Consider the following 19039-nt stretch of genomic DNA (forward strand, 5'->3'; position numbering starts at 1 on the left):
GCCACAACGGCGTTGTCGTGCGGGTGCGTCAGCGGTCGCTGCTCGCCCCACGTCGGCGCAGGCCGAAGAAGACCGCGCCGCCGCCGATCGCGACCAGGGCGACCGCGATGCCGGCGATCAGGCCGGTGTTGGAGTTGGCGCCGGTCTCGGCGAGGTTGGAGTCACCGGCCGCCGGGGACGGGGCGCTGCTCGCCGTGTCCGCGGGGGCGGTGCTCTCGCTCTCCGAGGGCGTCGGGGTCGGCGTGTCGGTCTCCTCGGCCGGGGTCGAGGCGGAGTCCGACGGGGTCGGGGTGTCCGACGGAGCCGGCGGCTCCTCCTTCTTGCAGGCCGTGGACGGGGTCGTCAGGTTCGGCTCGATGTCCTCGTCGACGTAGCCGGCGGCCTTGACGTGGATGCGGTACTCGGCATTCGGCTTCCAGTCCTCGGTGAAGGTGATGGTGACACCTTCGCGCGAGCCCTTGACCTCCTGCTCGCCGACCTTCTTCAGGTCGGCGCCGTTGTTCTGGAGGAACACGCTGATGGTCGCCGGGATGCCGCTGGGGTCCACGTCGGTGACCGTGATGACACCCTTGTCGCCGTCGCACTTGGCTTCGGCGGAGAATTCACTGATGTTGCACGCGAGCGCGTTGCCCGCGAAGCCGAGCGCGATCGCGGCCGACGCGGAAGCAACACCAAGAGCGCGCACGGAACGCGCAACAGTACGGCGGTTTATGGACACGTTTGTCCTTACGAGTTGCATCACTGAGGGGGGTTGAACGAGACGGTGATGTGACATCACCGTCCCCAGGAGTCTCACAGGTTTATAAGCGTGGCATAAGCAGTGTCAACGCATATGCAGTCCACGGGCGTTGGCTTTGCCCTCTTATTAATCGCTGAGACGTTTCAGCGCCTCCGGAGCCTCCTCGATCCGGTCAACCAGGGCGATACGGGACTCCATCGAGCGGTCCCGGGCGAGGGACTTCAAAAGGGGCCAGGCCGGCAGCTTCTCGGTCCAGTGGGCGCGGTCGACCAGGACCATGGGGGTGGGCTCACCGCGCGACTCGTAGTAGTTCGGCGTCGCGTTGTCGAAGATCTCCTGTACGGTGCCGGCGGCGCCCGGCAGGAAGACGACGCCCGCGTTCGAGCGGGCCAGCAGGCCGTCCTCGCGGGTGGCGTTGGCGAAGTACTTGGCGATGTGGGAGGCGAAGGGGTTCGGCGGCTCGTGGCCGTAGAACCAGGTCGGGATGCCGATGGAGCGGCCGCCCTTCGGCCAGCGGGAGCGCACCTCGAAGGCGGCCGTCGCCCACTCGGTGATCGAGGGCGTGAACTTGGGGGCCTTGGCGAGGAGTCGAAGCGCGTCGGTGAGCATCTCGTCGCCGTGCGGGGCCGCGTACGCGCCGAGGTTCGCCGCCTCCATCGCGCCGGGCCCGCCGCCGGTGGCGACCGTGAAACCGGCGCGGGCCAGCTCCCGGCCGAGCCGCGCGGCACCCTCATACGCCTGCGTGCCGCGGCCCATCGCGTGGCCGCCCATGACGCCCACCACCCGGGCGCCGGACAGGAGTTCGTCGAGCGCGTCCGAGACGGAGTCGTCGTGGACCGCGCGGAGCATGGAGGCGTAGATGTCGCCGTCCGCCTTCGTCTGCTGGAACCAGGTGTACGAGCGGGCGTCGGGCGTGGCCTCGTAGCCGTCCGGCAGGGAAGCGAAGAGTTCGTCGGGGGAGTAGACCAGGCCCCGGTACGGGTCGAAGGGGAGGCCGGGGACGGGCGGGAAGACCAGGGCGCCGTCCGTGCGGATCTTCGCGGCCGCGTCCTCGCGCATCGGGCAGCCGAGGAAGACGGCGCCCGCGGTGTCCGTGGTGAGCAGTTCGCGCGTACGGTCCGTCAGATCGACGGCTTGGACCCGGAATCCGGCGAGGGTGCCGCGTGCCGCGACGGTCGCGTCGAACTCCTCCAGCGTCTCTATCTCACGGTCGTTGTGGTGGGCCGCATGGGCGGGCATCGTCTGCACCCGCCCATGCTAGGCACCCTGTGGGGGACGGCGGGCCTCAGCCCTCGATGGCCGACGGGTCCATCCACACGACCTCCCAGGTGTGGCCGTCGAGGTCGTCGAAGGCGCGGCCGTACATGAAGCCCGGGTCCTGGACCTGGTCCGATGCCGTGCCGCCCGCGGCGACCGCCTTCTCGACCAGCTCGTCGACCCTCTCGCGGCTCTCGGCGCTCAGACAGATCAGCACCTCGCTGGTCGTCGTTGCGTCCGCGATCTCCTTCTTGGTGAAGGTCGAGTAGAACGACTTGGTGAGCAGCATCGCGACGATGGTGTCGCTGATCACGACGGACGCCGCGTTCTCGTCGCTGAACTGCGGGTTGATGGAGTAACCGAGCTCCGTGAAGAACTTCTTCGAGGCGTCGAGGTCGTTCACGGGCAGGTTCAGGAAGATCATCTGCTGGTACGCGGGGGCGGTCATGGTGGTCTCTCCCATCGGGGTGGCTGCTGTTCGGTGGGGTAGACCGGGGGGCCGGGCGGAACTCATCGCCGGGCGGAGACTTTTTTCCTACGAGTTTTTCGCCGGGGTGGGCAGGGCCCGCGCTACTGCTTCACCGTGCCAGGGGAAGGGCGGCCAGCTCGGCCACGATCAGGGTGAGCGGGCCGAAGAAGGCCAGCAGGATGCTGGCGCGCAGGGCGGCGGCGCTGCGGAGCATCGCGGTGGGGGCGCCGAGGCGGACGAGCGCGGCCGTGGTGTCGGCGCGTGCGTGTTTGGCCTCCACGGTGGCCGTGAGGAGGGTGGCCACGGTGCAGCCGGTGACCAGGGTGACACCGAGGGTGGTGAGGGGGCCGAAGGGCGGGGTGGCCGGGTGGTCGGAGAGGGGCGCCATGGCGTACGCGGCGGAGGTGACGGCGCAGACGATGCCGAGGGGGCGGCCGATGCGGACGGCTTCCTCCATCAGGACCCGGCCGGCCAGGAGGCGCAGGGCTCCCGGTCGTGCGGTCTGCAGGATGCGGCCGCAGAGGTGGGTGAGGCCGGGGGCGGCCAGGGCGAGCCCGAGGGCGGTGAGCAGCCAGCCGACGACGACTCCGGCGGTGCCGGTGGGGAGGGCGGCGGGCATGGTGACGGCGGTGCCGGTCGTGGTGCGGCCGGCGTAGGCCTCCACGGCGAGGCCCGCGGCGAGTACCGCGATGCCCCAGGGGAGGCCGGCGGGGGGTTTGCGGGGGGAGAGCGCGCGTGCGCGGCCCGAGTCGGCCGGGGGAGCGGGGTCGGCTACCGCTTCGGTCCAGTCGGCCGGTGGGTTGCCCGGGGTGGGGGCCGGCGACCGGGCCGGGTCGCCTGTCTGGGGGGTGCCGCCTTCGGGCCGCGGGTGCCCGTTCGCGTCCGCGTCGCCCCGCTCGCCACGCCGCAGATGGGTGCCGAACCGCCCGTACGCCCCGAACGTCTCCCGCGCCACCGACCTGCTGTACGCCCCGAAGCGGACGTACGCCCGTCCCGTGCCCTGGGCCGCGGTGGGCCCGAGTTCCTTCGGGCGCAGGGCCCACGCCACCATCACCGACGCGATCCCCGGAACCAGCGTCAGCAGCGTCAGCGTGGCCGGCGGCGGGAGAGGGCTGCCCGCTGCCAGGAACTCCGAGGCAGCGCCGTCGAAGGGCATGCCGGTCAGGTCGCCTCGCAGGTGGAGGAAGAACAGCAGGGCCAGCGTGGAGCCGAGGGTGCAGGACAGGGCCGTGGTGGTGGCCGAGACGGCCATCAGGCGGACCGGGCCCAGGCCGATGGCCGCGAGGCCGGGGCGGGGTTTGGCGCCGGGGTCGGTTCGGGCCACGGCCACGGCGAAGTGGACCGTCGCGGCCAGCGGGGGCGCGCACCAGGCCAGGCGCAGGAGCGAGGCGGCGGGGGAGTCGTGGGACATCGCGTAGCCCAGGGCGCAGAGCAGCAGGAAGCCGGTGCCCGCCGACGCCGCCGCCACCAGCAGGCGGCGCAGCTGTACGGCCGGTTGGGCGCCGCGGGTCAGACGGAGAGCGAGCACGCGGCTCGGCCTTCCGTTTCCGTGGCCGGGGGCAGGTGCACCGTGTTCACGCGCCGCCCGTCGAGGAGCGTGACCGTGCGGTCGGCGAGGGTCGCGGGGTCCGCGTCGGGGCTGGCCAGGACGACCGTGATGCCGTGCGAGCGGGCCGCTGTCGTCAGGGTGCGCAGGACGTGCGCGCGGTCGGAGCGGTGCAGGGGGGCGGTCGGCTCGTCGGCGAACAGGACCGTGGGTGAGGGGGCCAGCGCACGGGCGATGCAGACGCGCTGGCGTTCGGCCTGGACCAGCTGGTGCGGGCGCTTGCGGGCCACCTCGCCGACGTCCAGGCGCACCAGCCACTCCAGTGCGGCCGTCTTGGCGCGGCGGCGGCTGGTGCCGCGCAGCATCAGGGGGAGGGCGGTGTTCTCCCAGACGTTCAGCTCGGGGACGAGTGACGGTGCCGGGTCGATCCAGCTGAAGCGGTCACGCCGGAGCCGTTCGCGCGCCGTCGGGCCCATCTTGTGCACCGGCACGCTGTTGAACCAGACCTCGCCCCGCCGCACCGCGGCCAGGCCGGACAGACACCGCAGGAGAGTCGTCTTGCCGCTGCCGCGCGGGCCGATGACGGCGAGGACCTCGCCCTCCTGGACGCCGAGCGAGACGCCGCTGAGCGCGGGCGAACCGTCGTTGTGCGTGAAGTGCAGGGCGCGTGCCCAGAGCACGTCGTTGTCCGGCGGGGCCACCATCGCGTACACCTCGGTTCTGATCCGTTTTCCCAGGCCTGATCCCTCGTGCGGGGGAACGAAGGCTGGGCTGATCGGTCACTGGCACGCTAGGCAGCCGCCGCCCGGAGCCCGGACAGCACACGGCCCCGGGCCGCCGTGTCTCACTCGAACGGGCGGCACCGGGGCCGGTGTGTTGATCATTCAGACCGAGGATCGACTTCCGTCGAACGCCGGTCCGGTGAACGGTCCGGCAAACGGTCCGGGCGTCACAACTTGGTCCACGCCTCCGTCAGCGTCGCCCGCAGGATCTGCTCGATCTCGTCGAACGTCTCCTGGTTGGCGATCAGCGGCGGGGCGAGCTGGATGACCGGGTCACCACGGTCGTCGGCACGGCAGTACAGGCCGTTCTCGTACAGCTTCTTGGAGAGGAAGCCGAACAGGACGCGCTCCGTCTCGTCCGCGTCGAAGGACTCCTTGGTCGCCTTGTCCTTGACCAGCTCGATGCCGTAGAAGAAGCCGTTGCCGCGGACGTCGCCGACGATCGGCAGGTCGTACAGCTTCTCCAGGGTCGCGCGGAACGCCGCCTCGTTGTCGAGGACGTGCTGGTTGAGGCCCTCGCGCTCGAACAGGTCGAGGTTGGCGACGCCGACGGCCGCGGAGACCGGGTGGCCGCCGAAGGTGTAGCCGTGCAGGAAGGTGTTGTCGCCCTTGTAGAAGGGCTCGGCGATGCGGTCCGAGATGACGCAGGCGCCGATGGGGGAGTAGCCCGAGGTCATGCCCTTGGCGCAGGTGATCATGTCCGGGACGTAGCCGAACTTGTCGCAGGCGAACATCGTGCCCAGGCGGCCGAAGGCGCAGATGACCTCGTCCGACACCAGCAGCACGTCGTACTGGTCGCAGATCTCGCGCACCCGCTGGAAGTAGCCGGGCGGGGGCGGGAAGCAGCCGCCGGCGTTCTGCACCGGCTCCAGGAAGACCGCGGCGACCGTGTCCGGGCCCTCGAAGAGGATCTCCTGCTCGATCTGGTCGGCGGCCCAGCGGCCGAAGGCCTCGGGGTCGTCGCCGAAGATCGGGGCGCGGTAGATGTTGGTGTTCGCGACCTTGTGGGCGCCCGGGACGAGGGGCTCGAACGGGGCCTTCAGAGCCGGCACACCCGTGATGGACAGGGCGCCCTGCGGGGTGCCGTGGTAGGCGACGGCACGCGAGATCACCTTGTGCTTGGTGGGCTTGCCGACCAGCTTGAAGTACTGCTTGGCGAGCTTCCAGGCGGTCTCCACCGCCTCACCGCCGCCGGTGGTGAAGAAGACCTTGTTGAGGTCGCCCGGCGCGTAGTCCGCGAGGCGGTCGGCGAGCTCGATCGCCTTCGGGTGGGCGTAGGACCAGACCGGGAAGAACGCCAGCTCCTGCGCCTGCTTGAAGGCGGTCTCGGCCAGCTCGACGCGGCCGTGACCTGCCTGGACCACGAACAGGCCGGCGAGACCGTCGAGGTAGCGCTTGCCCTTGTCGTCGTAGATGTAGGTGCCCTCGCCCCGGACGATGGTGGGGACGGGAGCCTTCTCGTACGAGGACATCCGCGTGAAGTGCATCCACAAGTGGTCGTACGCGGTCCTGCTGAGGTCCTGAGGGGTGTCGGTGCTCACGGTTATCGGGTCCTCACGGTTATCGGGTTCCCCACATGTAGGTCTGCTTCTTGAGCTTGAGGTAGACGAAGCTTTCGGTCGATCGGACTCCGGGTACGGCCCGGATGCGCCTGTTGATGACGTCCAGGAGGTGGTCGTCGTCCTCGCAGACGATTTCCACCATCAGGTCGAAGGACCCGGCTGTCATCACCACGTACTCGCATTCGGCCATGGCGGTCAGGGCGTCGGCCACGGACTCCACGTCGCCCTCGACGTGGACACCGACCATCGCCTGGCGCCGGAAGCCCACGGTGAGCGGGTCCGTGACGGCGACGATCTGCATCACGCCCTGGTCGAGCAGCTTCTGGACGCGCTGGCGCACGGCCGCCTCGGACAGGCCCACGGCCTTGCCGATGGCGGCGTACGGCCGGCGGCCGTCCTCTTGAAGTTGTTCGATGATGGCAAGGGAGACGGCGTCCAGCTGGGGACCGCCGCCGTTCCTGGACTCGCGGGAGTCCCTGTGCTCTGCGCTTCGACTGGCCACGACGTCACTGTGCACGACGTCTCGACAGTTCCGCAAGGCCGCGGCGATGAAATTCGTTGTTTACGAGAGTGAGGTCTGCGGATTTCGCAGAAGTGGCGCCGGTGGGGGTGTTGAAAACGTGGGCACGGCGATTAGGGTGGGTGTCTCAGAGAGTGGACAGTCCCTAACAGTGAAGACCTGACAGGAGGCCGGCAGTGAGCACCGAGCTGCGTCGTCTGCGCAACTACATCGACGGTGAGTTCCGGGACGCCGTCGACGGACGGACCACCGAGGTGGTCAACCCCGCGACGGGCGAGGCGTACGCGACCGCGCCGCTGTCCGGACAGGCGGACGTCGACGCCGCGATGGAGGCCGCCGCCAGGGCCTTCCCGGGCTGGCGTGACACGACGCCCGCAGAGCGGCAGAAGGCCCTGCTGAAGATCGCGGACGCGTTCGAGGAGCGGGCCGAGGAACTGATCGCCGCCGAGGTGGAGAACACGGGCAAGCCGATCGGGCTCACGCGGTCCGAGGAGATCCCGCCGATGGTGGACCAGATCCGCTTCTTCGCGGGTGCGGCGCGGATGCTGGAGGGCCGGTCGGCCGGTGAGTACATGGAGGGCCTGACCTCGATCGTCCGCCGTGAGCCGGTCGGTGTCTGCGCGCAGGTCGCGCCCTGGAACTACCCGATGATGATGGCCGTGTGGAAGTTCGCGCCGGCGATCGCGGCGGGCAACGCGGTCGTGCTCAAGCCGTCGGACACGACGCCGGCGTCGACCGTGCTGATCGCCGACATCATCGGCTCGATCCTGCCCAAGGGCGTCTTCAACGTCATCACCGGCGACCGTGACACCGGCCGCCTGATGGTCGAGCACCCGACCCCGGCGATGGCGTCCATCACCGGCTCCGTGCGGGCCGGTATGTCGGTCGCCGAGTCGGCGTCGAAGGACCTCAAGCGGGTTCACCTGGAGCTGGGCGGCAAGGCGCCGGTCGTCGTCTTCGAGGACACCGACATCGCCAAGGCCGTCGAGGACATCTCCGTCGCGGGCTTCTTCAACGCCGGGCAGGACTGTACGGCCGCCACGCGCGTGCTCGTCCACGAGGCCATCCACGACGAGTTCGTGCAGGCGCTCGCGAAGGCCGCCGCTGACACCAAGACGGGGCAGCCGGACGACGAGGACGTGCTGTTCGGCCCGCTCAACAACCCCAACCAGCTCAAGCAGGTCTCCGGGTTCATCGAGCGGCTGCCCGCCCACGCCAAGGTCGAGGCCGGTGGCCACCAGGTCGGTGAGAAGGGGTACTTCTACGCGCCGACCGTCGTGTCCGGGCTGAAGCAGGACGACGAGATCATCCAGAAGGAGGTCTTCGGGCCGGTCATCACCGTGCAGTCCTTCGCGGACGAGGCGCAGGCCGTCGAGTGGGCGAACGGTGTCGAGTACGCGCTCGCGTCGTCGGTGTGGACCAAGGACCACGGGCGCGCGATGCGGATGTCCAAGGCGCTGGACTTCGGGTGCGTGTGGATCAACACGCACATTCCGCTGGTTGCGGAGATGCCCCATGGCGGGTTCAAGAAGTCGGGGTACGGCAAGGACCTTTCGGCGTACGGGTTCGATGACTACACGCGGATCAAGCACGTGATGACGTCCCTGGACGTGTAGTTCTTCGACTGCGGGTGCGTGGGGGCTGGTCGCGCACCCGCCGGCGGAGCCGCATATCGAGCACAGCCCCGCGCCCCTCAGGGCGTTGCCGCGGTGGCATGCTGCGGCCATGGCCCTCGCGTCGAAGAACTCCGTGCTGTCTCGCCGGAACCTGCTGCGCTCCCTCGGCGCGGGCACGCTGCTCGGCGGGCTCGCCGGCTGTGGTGTGCCCGCCGCTTACGTGCCTCCCGGGGAGCGGGCCGCCGCCGATCTCTCCGCCACCGACAAGCGGCTGACCTGGGCGAACTGGCCGTTGTACATCGACACGGACGACGAGGACGAGACGCGGCGGCCGACGCTGGATGCCTTCGAGAAGCGCACGGGCATCGCGGTCGACTACGTCGAGGAGATCAACGACAATGACGAGTTCTTCGGCAAGATCAGCCCCGCCCTGATGAACCACCAGCGCACCGGCCGCGACCTCGTCGTCATCAGCGACTGGATGTGCGCCCGGTTCGTACGGCTGGGCTGGGTGCAGGAGATGGAGCGGGCGCGCCAGCCGAACGTGACCAAGTACCTGGACCCGCTGCTGCGTTCACCGGCCTTCGATCCCGGACGGAAGTTCACCGTGCCGTGGCAGTCCGGCATCACCGGCATCGCGTACAACCGCCGCAGGCTCGGCCGCGAGATACGCAGCGTGTCCGAGCTGTGGGCGAGCGACCTGAAGGGCCGGGTGACCCTGCTCTCCGGCCTGGACGAGGCGTTCGCCCTGCTCATGCAGGGCAACGGCGTCGACATCACCCGCTGGACGGCGGACGACTTCCACACCGTCTGCGACCAGGTGGAGAAGCAGGTGGGCAAGGGCCAGATCCGCCGCTTCACCGGCAACGACTACATCAAGGACCTGTCGAGCGGCGACGTACTGGCCTGCCAGGCGTACTCGGGCGACGTCATCCAGCTCCAGGCCGACGACCCCGACATCCGCTTCGTCGTCCCCGAGGAGGGCGCCGAGCTGTGGTCGGAGTCCCTGATGATCCCCGACCTGGCCCGCCACAAGACCAACGCCGAGCGGCTGATCGACTACTACTACGAGCCCGAGGTCGCCGCCGAACTGGCCGCCTGGGTCAACTACGTCTGCCCGGTCCCGGCCGCCCAGGACGTGCTCGCCTCCGCCGAGGACGAGGAGACGGCCGCCCTCGCGGAGGACCCGCTGATCTTCCCGGACAAGGCGATGCGCGAACACCTCGCCATCGCGCGGGACATCACGTCCGAGGAGCGGGTGGAGTTCGGTAAACGGTGGAACGCGATGGCGGGGTTGTAGGGAGCGGCTGTCCGTATCCCGCCCGGCCCGGCGCGGCCCGGTCGCGGGGACCGTCCTATGGCCTGCACGGAAAGTCCTTCCCCGGAGAACGAATCATTCGACCGCCGCACCTCCCGCCAGACGGACCTCTTCGCTGTCGAGGGCGGCCTGCAGGCGGCGCAGTACGGTGTCGTCGATCTGGCGCTCGTCGCGGAGGCGGACGACGGTGGTGCGTTTGTGGGTGATGAGGGCCAGGCGCAGCGCGAGGTAGTCCTGGTGCTGGAGCAGCGCGGGGTCGTCGTGGGCGCCCGCGCTTCTGGCCCGGACCGACGCCAGGTGTGCCTCGTACTCCTGGCGCAGCCACTCGACGATCTTCGGTTCGGAGCGCAGGTCGGCGGCGAGCTGGGGCATCGCCTTGATCGCCTGTTCGATGGCGGTGGTCTCGGCGAGGTCGTGTTCCTCGTCGACCGAGGTGTCGGGCGGCAGCTTCGCCCAGCGCACCGCCACCGGCAGCAGCAGTCCCTGCACGACCAGCGTCACGAGGATGACGCCGGAGGTGACGAAGACGATGAAGCTGCGGTCGGGGAACGGCTCGCCCGAGTCGAGGGTCTGCGGCACCGAGAGCACCATCGCGAGCGAGACCGCGCCCCGGAAACCGGCCAGTCCGCTGACCACACGGGTCCGGTGACCGACCCGGAGCGTGCGTTGCTGGGGACGGCGGTCGAGTGCGCGGACCAGGTAGGTGGAGGCGTACAGGAACGCGAAGCGTACGGCGACGAGCACCACGCAGATGACCCCGACCGCGATCAGCGCGTCCTGGAGATCGGCGCGGCCCAGGTCGCGGACGGCGTACTGCAGTTCCACTCCCACCAGGACGAAGAGAGCCCCGTTGATGAGGAAGGTGGCCAGCGGCCAGAACGCCAGTGCCTGCGTGCGGTGTTCGGCCTGGATGATGCGCGGGGCGACCTGGGACATGATCAGGCCGCTGACGACCACCGCGAGGACGCCGGACGCTTCGATCAGTTCGGCGAGCAGGTAGGCGGTGAAGGGCGCCAGGATCATGACCAGGTTGCCCAGCAGGGGATCGGTCAGGCGGCGCCGCAGGTTCATGTTGACCCACGCGACCGCCACGCCTACAGCTGCTCCGCCGCCGTACGCGAGCAGGAACAGTCCGCCGACGTGCGGGATGCTCAGGTGCTCCTCGCCGACTGTGATGCCGACGGCCAGACCATAGATGACCAGGGCCGTGCCGTCGTTGACCAGGCTCTCCGCGCGCAGCACGGTGACCTGGCGGCGCGGCAGGGCGCGGGCCAGGACGCCGACCGCCGTCGCGTCGGTGGGTGCCATGGCCGCGCCGAGCACCCACGCCGGCCCCCACGGCAGCCCGAGGGCGTGCCCCGCCGCCGCGACGGCCCACGCCGTGAGGATGACGAGTACGGTGCTCAGCTGCAGGATGCCGCGCAGGTTGGTGCGGATCTCCCGCAGGGAGGTGGTCAGGCTCTCCCAGTACAGCAGCACCGGGAGGAAGAGCAACAGCACCACCTCCGGGGGCAGTTGTGCCTCCCGCACCGCCGGGACGAACCCCAGGAGCACACCCGTCACGAGCAGCGCGACGGGCGGGGCTATGCCGAGGCGCTGTCCCACGGCGTTGCCCACCAGCACGGCCACGCCGAGAACGACGACGAGTTCGAGACCGAGCAAGGCGTTTCTCCTACGGTTCAGGCGAGGGGTACGAGTCTGAGCGTCGTGTCGCGCGCAGCCACCAGCGGATCGACGTAACGCGCGCCGTACCGGCCGTACTTGGTGAGGTAGGCGGCATCGATTCGGTCATTGACGCCGGAGTCCGTGACCTGGACGAGGACGACGTCCTTGGCGACGCCACCGGAGCGGATGTGGCCCTTCTCGCTCGACCGGGCCGCGAGGGGGCCATCTGAAGTTCCTCGGCGTGCTCGATCCGGGTCAGCTCGTCGTTCGTCCAGGTCGTCATGGTGGGTCGTTGAGTGGGGTCAGGGCGTGAGGAGGGTCTTGATGGCGCGGCGTTCGTCCATCGCCTTGTAGCCCTCGGCGACCTGCTCCAAGGGCAGGGTGAGGTCGAAGACCTTGCCCGGGTTGATGTGGCCGGACAGCACGCGGTCGATCAGGTCGGGCAGGAAGCGGCGCACGGGAGCCGGGCCGCCGCGCAGGCCGACCTGGGAGAAGAACAGCTCCTGGCCGTCGACGGCCACCTCGTGCGGGACGCCGACGAAGCCGACGTTGCCGCCCGGGCGGGCCGAGTGCAGGGCCTGCCGCATGGACTCGGCGGTGCCGACGCACTCCAGGACGGAGTCGGCGCCGATGCCGTTCGTGAGGTCCTTGATCCGGGCGACGCCGTCCTCGCCGCGCTCGGTCACGATGTCGGTGGCGCCGAACTCCAGGGCGAGCTTCTGGCGGGACTCGTGCCGGGACATGGCAATGATCCGCTCCGCGCCGAGCTCCTTCGCCGCGATGACACCGCACAGGCCGACGGCTCCGTCACCGACCACCACGGCCGTCGAGCCCGGCTTCACCTCGGCGGCCACGGCCGCGTACCAGCCGGTGCCCATCACGTCGGACACCGCCAGCAGGCTGGGCACGAACTCCTCGCCCGGGTCGCCGTCGGTGGCCACCAGCGTGCCGTGGGCGTTGGGGATGCGCACGTACTCGGCCTGGCAGGTGCTCATGAACTCGCGGTTCAGACAGGAGGACTGCCAGCCCTTCTGGCAGTTGGCGCAGGTGTTGTCGGAGGTGGCGAAGGAGCCGACCACGAACTGGCCGGGCTTGACGTGGGTGACCTCGCTGCCGGTCTCCTCGACGATGCCGACGTACTCGTGCCCCATCGGGTGCGGGTCACCGATGGGCTCCAGGCCGCGGTACGGCCACAGGTCCGAGCCGCACACGCAGCTGGCGACCGTTCGGATGATCGCGTCCGTCGGCTTGACGATCTTGGGCTCGGGGGCGTCCTCCACCCGGATGTCACCGGGGGCGTGGATCACAGTTGCTCGCATGTCTTTTCTCCTGATGCGTTTCTCGGGTGGGGGTGGCTCGGGCGCGGGTGGGGTCTTCGCGCCGGGGGGTGGTCCTTGCCGGTCGGCGGTCGCTTCAGGAGTTCCATCGTGATTCTCTTCGTGCGTTGCTGTGATGCTGATGCCAGGGCAGCGGTGTCACGCGGACGTGCCGGATTCCTCGACGATGGCCCATGGGGTATACAGAAGCGTCGACGGCCTGGGAAAGATAATCGCCGGTCTCTGACTCTGTCAGCGCCCGCAGGGCCCGTACAGAGGAGAATTCCACCCCAGGAGAGGCTTATCCAGGGATAAAATCCTCCTACCCAGCCGAGTGGCGGACAGCGCAGGCTGGCCAGTATGAACAGCGGTGCGCGCCGTAAGGAGCTGGGCCACTGGGCCAAGGTGGTAGAACGCCTTGGTGCCTCCGGTGAACCTCGAACAGATGGTCCCGCTGGTCGTCACTCAGGTGCAGGACCCGAACAAGCTCGGACAGCACAGACGCCTCTCCTCCTGGACGGCGGCCTGCGCCACGAATTCGTAAAACCGGCAGGCGGCCCCGGCGTAAAGCCAGGGACAGCAAAGCCAGGGACGAATCCTTCCTACCTTTGCATTTGAATTCCGTGCCATGCTTCCAGAGCACGATTCACGCAATCCTTTTCGAGGAGTAATACCCCCATGTCCTCCACCTCCCGCCCCACGGTCGCCGTCGCGTTCCACTCGGGCTACGGCCACACCGCTGTCATAGCCGAGGCCGTGGCGCGCGGTGCCGCGGAAGCCGGTGCCGAGGTGGTGTCCATCCCCGTGGACACGATCACCGACGAGCAGTGGGCGCAGCTGGACGCCGCCGACGCGATCATCTTCGGCGCCCCCACCTACATGGGCACCGCCTCCGCCGCCTTCCACACCTTCGCCGAGGCCAGCAGCAAGCGCTGGTTCACCCAGACCTGGGTCGACAAGATCGCCGCCGGGTTCACCAACTCCGGTGCCAAGAACGGCGACAAATCCTCGACCCTGGGCTACTTCTTCACCATGGCCGCCCAGCACGGCATGCACTGGGTCAGCCTCGGTGTCCAGCCGGGCTGGGCCTCCACCCAGGGCAGCGAGGACGACATCAACCGGCTGGGCTACTTCGTCGGGGCAGGTGCCCAGACCCCGACCGATGCCGGTCCGGAGGCCGTCCACAAGTCGGACATCGCCACTGCCGAGGGCCTCGGTGCCCGCGTCGCGCAGCAGACCGCCTTCTTCCGCGCCGGCCGCGCCGCTCTCGCCGCCTGAACACAAGAACCTCACCCGCAGCCTGACCCGTAAAGGAGCAGCACCATGTCCGACTCCCCGAACCTCGCCCTCGTCCGTCGGCTCTACGACTCCGGCATGGCCCCCGAGGTGGTCGCCGAGGTCATCGACCCCGACATCGTCTGGGACATCACCCCCGGCTTCCCCTACGGCGGCGTCTACAAGACCTGGGCCAGCGCCGGCGGCGACTTCTTCGGCCGGCTCGCGCCGCGTTTCACCTCCTTCGGCGCGGTGCCCGAGGAGTTCTACGACGCCGGCGAGCACGTCTTCGTGCGCGGCCACTACCACGCCGTGTCCAAGTCCGGCGGGGAGTCGGACGCGCGCTTCATCCACCTGTGGACGGTCCGCGACGGCAGGCTCACCCACCTGATCCAGGCCGCCGACAGCCACACCGTCCAGCAGGCCCTGAACAGTTGACCGCCCCCACCCTCACGGAGAAACCCATGGCGAAGATCCTCTTCCTCATCACCGCCGCCGACCACTGGACCCTGGCCGACGGGTTCGAGCAGCCGGCCGGCTTCTGGGCCGAGGAGGCCATCGGTCCGTACGGCGTCTTCAAGGAGGCCGGCCACGAGATCGCCGCGGCCACCCCGGGCGGCGTTCCGCCGACCGCCGACGCGCTCAGCCTCACGGCTGACTTCAACGGCGGTGAGGAGGGCGCCGAGCGGATGAGGACCGCGCTGCGCGAGGCGACCGAGCTGGCGAACCCGATCCGCATCGAGGACGTCCGCATCGACGACTACGACGCCGTCTTCGTCCCCGGCGGCTGGGGCCCGATGGAGGACCTGTCCGACGACCCCGCGGCCGGCAAGCTGGTCAGCGACTGGCTCGCCTCCGGCAAGATCGTCTCGCTGGTGTGCCACGGCCCCGCCGCCCTGCTGTCCACCGTGGACGCCGACGGCAAGTCTCCCTTCGCCGGCTACCGCCTGACCGGCCTGTCCAACTCCGAGGAGATCCAGAACGGCCTCGCCGACCGGGCGAAGTGGCTGCTTCAGGACCGCCTCATCGCGGACGTGGGCGCGGACTACCACAAGGGCGAGGAGAACTTCGCCCCCCACATCGAGGTGGACCGCACCCTCATCACCGGCCAGAACCCCGCCTCGGCCGTCCCGCTGGCCCAGGAAGTCGTCAAGGCACTGAACTGACGCCCGGCGCCGACACGGAAAGCCGTCACAGAGACGCCGTCACAGAAAACAGAAAGAGGTAGTACTGATGGACAGCAACGCGACCCTTCCCAGCGTGGGGCAGACCTGGCTGGCGGACCTCGGCCCGGACACGCCGCTCGGCCACTTCACGGTGGAGATCACCTTCGAATCGGCGACCCAGGTCAGCTTCGAGGTGACGGGCGGTGCCATCAAGGGCCGGAAGCAGACGATGGAGTACACCACCACCCAGCTCCGCGACGGCCTGTACGTCGTGCGCTGGACCGAGCCCGACGCCGGTGACCACGTCACTCACATCGAGGACTACACCGAGGGAACCTGCATGGCCAGCTCCGTCATCGGAGGCGAGTTCGTGCAACTCCACGGGAAGTGGACCCGCGTCCGCTGAACCCGCGGCGGGGCGGTGGCCGACCGCGCGCCATCCTGACGGTGAGCGCTTCCAGGGACAAATCTCTCCCCCTGACAACACCGCTCTCCGGTGCCAGGGTGAAGGCATGAACCGCGATGCTCACCGCCATGATCTGGGGGAATTCCTCAAGGCGCGCCGCGCCGAGCTCGACCCGGCCGCTGTCGGCCTGCCCGACGGCGGCTCGCGGCGTGTCGCGGGCCTGCGCCGTGAGGAGGTCGCCGTACTGGCGGCCATCAGCACCGACTACTACGCTCGCCTCGAACAGGGCCGTATCCAGCCCTCGCCGTCCGTGCTGGACTCCCTGGCCCGAGTGCTGCGCCTGGACGACGACCAGCGCGCCTACCTGTACGAGCTCGCGGCCAAGGAGGAATTCCGTCCGCCCCGCCGCCGGCCGCGCCCCAAGGCACAGCCGCAGTTGCAGCGCATGCTCGACGACATGGCGCACACCCCGGCCTTCGTGATCGGGCCGCGTACCGAGATCGCCGCCTGGAACGCCATGGGCGCCGCCCTGATCACCGACTTCGGAAAGATCCCGGAGAAGCAGCGCTACTACATCAGGCTGCTCATCACCGACCCCACGATGCGCGAGCTGTACGCGGACTGGGAGGGCGTCACGCGGCTGGCCATCGCCCAGATGCGGATGCACAACACGAACAACCCCGGGGACGCGCAGCTCGCCGCCCTGGTGGGCGAACTCTCGGTCCGGGACGAGCAGTTCCGCCAGTGGTGGGGTGCCCACAACGTCGCTGTCCGGGACACCGGGACCAAGCACCTGCACCACCCCGTGGTCGGGGACCTGCATCTCGACTGGAACGCCGTCACCTGGGCCGCCGACCCCGACCTGCAGATCATCGTCTGGACCGCCGAATCCGGCACCCCGACCCACGACAGCCTGCGCATGCTGGCGTCCTGGGCCGCGGACCCCAGCCGTTCGACCAGCAGCTCCGCCTGACCGTCCGGCGGTATTCCCTTCAAAGGGGGAGCCTTTTCTCCTACGCGGCCCACGCCTGGGAAAAGGCTCTCCCTTCTTCGTGTACGGCACTCCTGGCACGCTCGTCACGAGGCCGACCGCGCCGCGCACCTCCGCCCCCGGTCCGCCCTCTTCTTGACCGGTTCCTCAGCTCGCCGGAACAAGCGACAGCGGCGCCGACTTCACCGCCTATCGGCCCGGCCTGAACCTGGTCACCGGGGTCGCGGCGATCGGACTGCTCCTGAACCTGGTCCCGGCGCTGCGGCTCCGGCGCCGCCTCGCGGAACGATGAGCGAGGTCTTCTTCCCCGGCGCCGAGAAGTTGACCGCGCTGTGCGGCGCGCCGACGACGATCGCCCGATACCGCTGGGAGGCGTCGAAGTCCTCAGCGGACGTGGGCGTCGAACCAGGCGACGGCGACTTCGGGGTGCTCGCTGAAGTAGTTGTAGCCGTCGAAGCGGCGTGAGGTGCCGTGGATCCAGTGCATCTTCTTGTCCTCGACGGGGATGGCGTCGTGGACCGCCTGCACGGCTTCCGGGGTGGTCATCACGTCGTCGTGCACCTGCCCGACCAGCGTGGGCACGGTGATGGCGGAGGCGTACTTCGCAGGCGACTGCTCTGCCAGATGGAAGCCGGTGCGCTCCAGGACGGCCTGGTCGAGCCGGTCGTAGCCGCCCTCGAAACCGATGGCCTTCGAGAACTGCTCGCCGATGGAACGGCCCTCCAACGGCTGGTGCAGGACCAGGGCCTGGATCTCGGCGAACTCCTCGGGGTGCTTGGCCCAGGCCACCGCGGTGGAATTGCCGCCGAGGCACACCGACAGCAGGGCCTTCTTCATGCTCGCGGTGTCCGGGCGCGAGGCGACATGGCGGAGTGAGCCGATGACGTCGCGGTACTCGGTGAGGCCGATGGTGCAGATGCCGCCGTTGCCGTAGCCGCTCATGCCGTGGTTGCGCAGGTCGTAGGTGAGGACGTTGTACCCGGCGTCGTGCAGGCCCTTGTAGGCGGGCAGGAAGTTGACCTCGAAGCCGCCGAAGCGGTCCCAGCCCGGGAGGTGTCCGGGGTAGCCGTACCGGTTGCCGGGGGAGAAGTGGTTGTGGATGATCAGCCGGTCGGAGTCGGCCGGGATGAACCAGCCTTCGAGAGGTACGCCGTCCATCGACGGGAATGTCACGTCCTCGTAGGCCAGGCCCAGTTCGGAGGGGCGGCGCAGAAGGGGGGCGCGGCGGCCGTCGGTGGTGCCTTCCGTCCACTGCCCGACGAATCCGTTGAACGCCAGCTCGGACATGTCGAGTTCGGTCATGGTGCGCTCCGGTATTAGCGAACCTCGTGCGTCTCGCACACGGGAGAATAGATCCGCGAACGGATTTGCCGCGGGTGTTCCGTTGGCATTGTTCATTCTGTGCCGCGAAAGCGAGAGGGAGGGAAACCTCCCAGGGAAGAATCTCTCCCTGCCGGGAATCGGGTGAGTCTGGTAGCGGGGCGGAGAATCAGGGGTCAGATCGTCGCCGTGTCGATCACGAACCGGTCTTGACGCCCATGTGGCCAGTTCGCTCACCGCCTCCTTGTCATGGAGAAGACCACGAGAAGGCAAAGGGGGGATAAAAGTCTCCCTGTCGCGAGCGTCGCCGGTGATGCAAGACTTCCGACGTGACCAGCCGCCGCTGCCAAGGCGCGCGGTCGCCCTTTCCCCGCGGTGGCGTTGATCCCGCGCCTGCTGCCCCGCTGTTGTTCACGTCTGTCCCGTCCGTGATGCGAAGGCGTACGTATGTCTGCTGACCTCTCTGAATCCGCTGTTCCACCCTCGACTGAATCGGGTGAGTCCTCCTCGGGGCCCAGTCGGCGTGCCGTCATCGCCACAGGTGTCGTGGTGGGCGGTGCCGTGGTGGCCGCAGGGACGTTCCTCGCCGGCTCGGAGGAGGCCTCCGCCGCGGGGGCGTCGCCCTCCAGCCGTGTCTCCCTGACGGTCAACGGCACCCGCCGGACCGTCACCGTGGACAACCGGACCTCGCTGCTGGACCTGCTGCGCGAGCACCTCGACCTGACCGGCTCCAAGAAGGGCTGCAACGCCGGGGCTTGCGGGGCGTGCACGGTGCTGGTCGACGGGCAGCGGGTCAACTCCTGCCTGACGCTGGCCGTACGGCTGGAGGGCGCCGAGGTCACCACCATCGAGGGACTGGCGGACGGCGACGAACTGCACCCGCTGCAGCAGGCGTTCATCGACGAGGACGCCTTCCAGTGCGGCTACTGCACTCCGGGCCAGATCATGTCCGGCGTCGCGTGCATCCAGGAGGGCCACACCAACTCGCCGGAGGAGATCCGGGAGTACATGAGCGGCAACGTCTGCCGCTGTGGCTGCTACGTCAAGATCGTGCGCGCGGTCGAGCAGACCGCCGCCCGGAAGTAAGGAGC

At 69.3% G+C, this 19039-nt stretch carries 19 protein-coding genes; 8 read left to right on the plus strand and 11 right to left on the minus strand.

All coding sequences use genetic code 11. From position 1 onward, the window contains the following. Positions 1-28 precede the first annotated feature (28 nt). From PBV52_RS34840 to PBV52_RS34870, 7 genes are all read right to left on the minus strand, one after another. Positions 29-739, minus strand: a complete 711-nt coding sequence (locus PBV52_RS34840) for an LAETG motif-containing sortase-dependent surface protein (RefSeq protein ID WP_274243789.1) — start codon at positions 737-739, stop codon at positions 29-31. 126 nt (positions 740-865) lie between these two features. Further along, positions 866-1987, minus strand: coding sequence for an LOG family protein (locus PBV52_RS34845; RefSeq protein ID WP_274243791.1), 1122 nt, complete (start codon positions 1985-1987; stop codon positions 866-868). A gap of 37 nt (positions 1988-2024) precedes the next feature. Then, positions 2025-2444, minus strand: a complete 420-nt coding sequence (locus tag PBV52_RS34850; protein WP_274243792.1) for a VOC family protein — start codon at positions 2442-2444, stop codon at positions 2025-2027. 130 nt (positions 2445-2574) lie between these two features. After that, positions 2575-3993: a hypothetical protein gene (locus PBV52_RS34855; protein ID WP_274243794.1), complete on the minus strand. Its 1419-nt coding sequence runs from the start codon at positions 3991-3993 to the stop codon at positions 2575-2577. Continuing rightward, positions 3975-4715: an ABC transporter ATP-binding protein gene (locus tag PBV52_RS34860; RefSeq protein ID WP_274243795.1), complete on the minus strand. Its 741-nt coding sequence runs from the start codon at positions 4713-4715 to the stop codon at positions 3975-3977. Before PBV52_RS34860 ends, PBV52_RS34855 begins: the two co-directional genes overlap by 19 nt. A 245-nt stretch (positions 4716-4960) precedes the next feature. After that, positions 4961-6334, minus strand: coding sequence for an aspartate aminotransferase family protein (locus PBV52_RS34865; RefSeq protein WP_274243796.1), 1374 nt, complete (start codon positions 6332-6334; stop codon positions 4961-4963). 19 nt (positions 6335-6353) lie between these two features. Beyond that, a complete protein-coding gene (locus PBV52_RS34870; protein WP_128435206.1) occupies positions 6354-6872 on the minus strand; it encodes an Lrp/AsnC family transcriptional regulator in 519 nt (172 codons plus the stop codon). A 179-nt stretch (positions 6873-7051) separates the two neighbouring features. Between PBV52_RS34870 and PBV52_RS34875 the strand changes: the two genes are divergently transcribed. Beyond that, a complete protein-coding gene (locus PBV52_RS34875) occupies positions 7052-8491 on the plus strand; it encodes a gamma-aminobutyraldehyde dehydrogenase (protein ID WP_274243799.1) in 1440 nt (479 codons plus the stop codon). 109 nt (positions 8492-8600) lie between these two features. Further along, positions 8601-9791 carry a spermidine/putrescine ABC transporter substrate-binding protein gene (locus PBV52_RS34880; protein WP_274243800.1) on the plus strand — a complete coding sequence of 397 codons (1191 nt, stop codon included), beginning with the start codon at positions 8601-8603 and terminating at the stop codon, positions 9789-9791. 93 nt (positions 9792-9884) lie between these two features. On the opposite strand, the gene PBV52_RS34885 is transcribed toward PBV52_RS34880, so the two are convergent. Genes PBV52_RS34885 through PBV52_RS34895 form a run of 3 tightly spaced genes read right to left on the minus strand, consistent with a single transcriptional unit; the run spans position 9885 to position 12793 of the window. Continuing rightward, the gene (locus PBV52_RS34885) at positions 9885-11471 is read right to left on the minus strand and encodes a Na+/H+ antiporter (protein WP_274243802.1); all 1587 of its coding nucleotides are present in this window, start codon (positions 11469-11471) and stop codon (positions 9885-9887) included. 17 nt (positions 11472-11488) lie between these two features. After that, positions 11489-11749, minus strand: coding sequence for a DUF2255 family protein (locus PBV52_RS34890; protein WP_306801499.1), 261 nt, complete (start codon positions 11747-11749; stop codon positions 11489-11491). Between the two features lie 27 nt (positions 11750-11776). After that, a complete protein-coding gene (locus PBV52_RS34895) occupies positions 11777-12793 on the minus strand; it encodes a zinc-dependent alcohol dehydrogenase family protein (RefSeq protein WP_274243804.1) in 1017 nt (338 codons plus the stop codon). 675 nt (positions 12794-13468) lie between these two features. Here PBV52_RS34895 and PBV52_RS34900 point away from each other — a divergent pair. The 5 genes from PBV52_RS34900 (at position 13469) to PBV52_RS34920 (ending at position 16610) form a co-directional block, all read left to right on the plus strand. Further along, the gene (locus tag PBV52_RS34900; RefSeq protein ID WP_274243806.1) at positions 13469-14068 is read left to right on the plus strand and encodes a flavodoxin family protein; all 600 of its coding nucleotides are present in this window, start codon (positions 13469-13471) and stop codon (positions 14066-14068) included. Between the two features lie 45 nt (positions 14069-14113). Beyond that, entirely contained in the window at positions 14114-14503 is a 390-nt protein-coding gene (locus PBV52_RS34905) for a nuclear transport factor 2 family protein (protein WP_274243808.1), read from the plus strand. Between the two features lie 26 nt (positions 14504-14529). Then, a complete protein-coding gene (locus PBV52_RS34910; RefSeq protein ID WP_274243811.1) occupies positions 14530-15231 on the plus strand; it encodes a type 1 glutamine amidotransferase domain-containing protein in 702 nt (233 codons plus the stop codon). 67 nt (positions 15232-15298) lie between these two features. Next, a complete protein-coding gene (locus tag PBV52_RS34915) occupies positions 15299-15637 on the plus strand; it encodes a hypothetical protein (protein ID WP_274243812.1) in 339 nt (112 codons plus the stop codon). 106 nt (positions 15638-15743) lie between these two features. Next, positions 15744-16610: a helix-turn-helix transcriptional regulator gene (locus PBV52_RS34920; protein WP_274243814.1), complete on the plus strand. Its 867-nt coding sequence runs from the start codon at positions 15744-15746 to the stop codon at positions 16608-16610. A 402-nt stretch (positions 16611-17012) separates the two neighbouring features. On the opposite strand, the gene PBV52_RS34925 is transcribed toward PBV52_RS34920, so the two are convergent. Next, positions 17013-17930, minus strand: coding sequence for a S9 family peptidase (locus tag PBV52_RS34925; protein WP_274243816.1), 918 nt, complete (start codon positions 17928-17930; stop codon positions 17013-17015). Between the two features lie 465 nt (positions 17931-18395). Between PBV52_RS34925 and PBV52_RS34930 the strand changes: the two genes are divergently transcribed. Then, a complete protein-coding gene (locus PBV52_RS34930; RefSeq protein WP_274243818.1) occupies positions 18396-19034 on the plus strand; it encodes a (2Fe-2S)-binding protein in 639 nt (212 codons plus the stop codon). Positions 19035-19039: the final 5 nt, after the last annotated feature.

Source organism: Streptomyces sp. T12 (assembly GCF_028736035.1).
GTDB lineage: Bacteria > Actinomycetota > Actinomycetes > Streptomycetales > Streptomycetaceae > Streptomyces.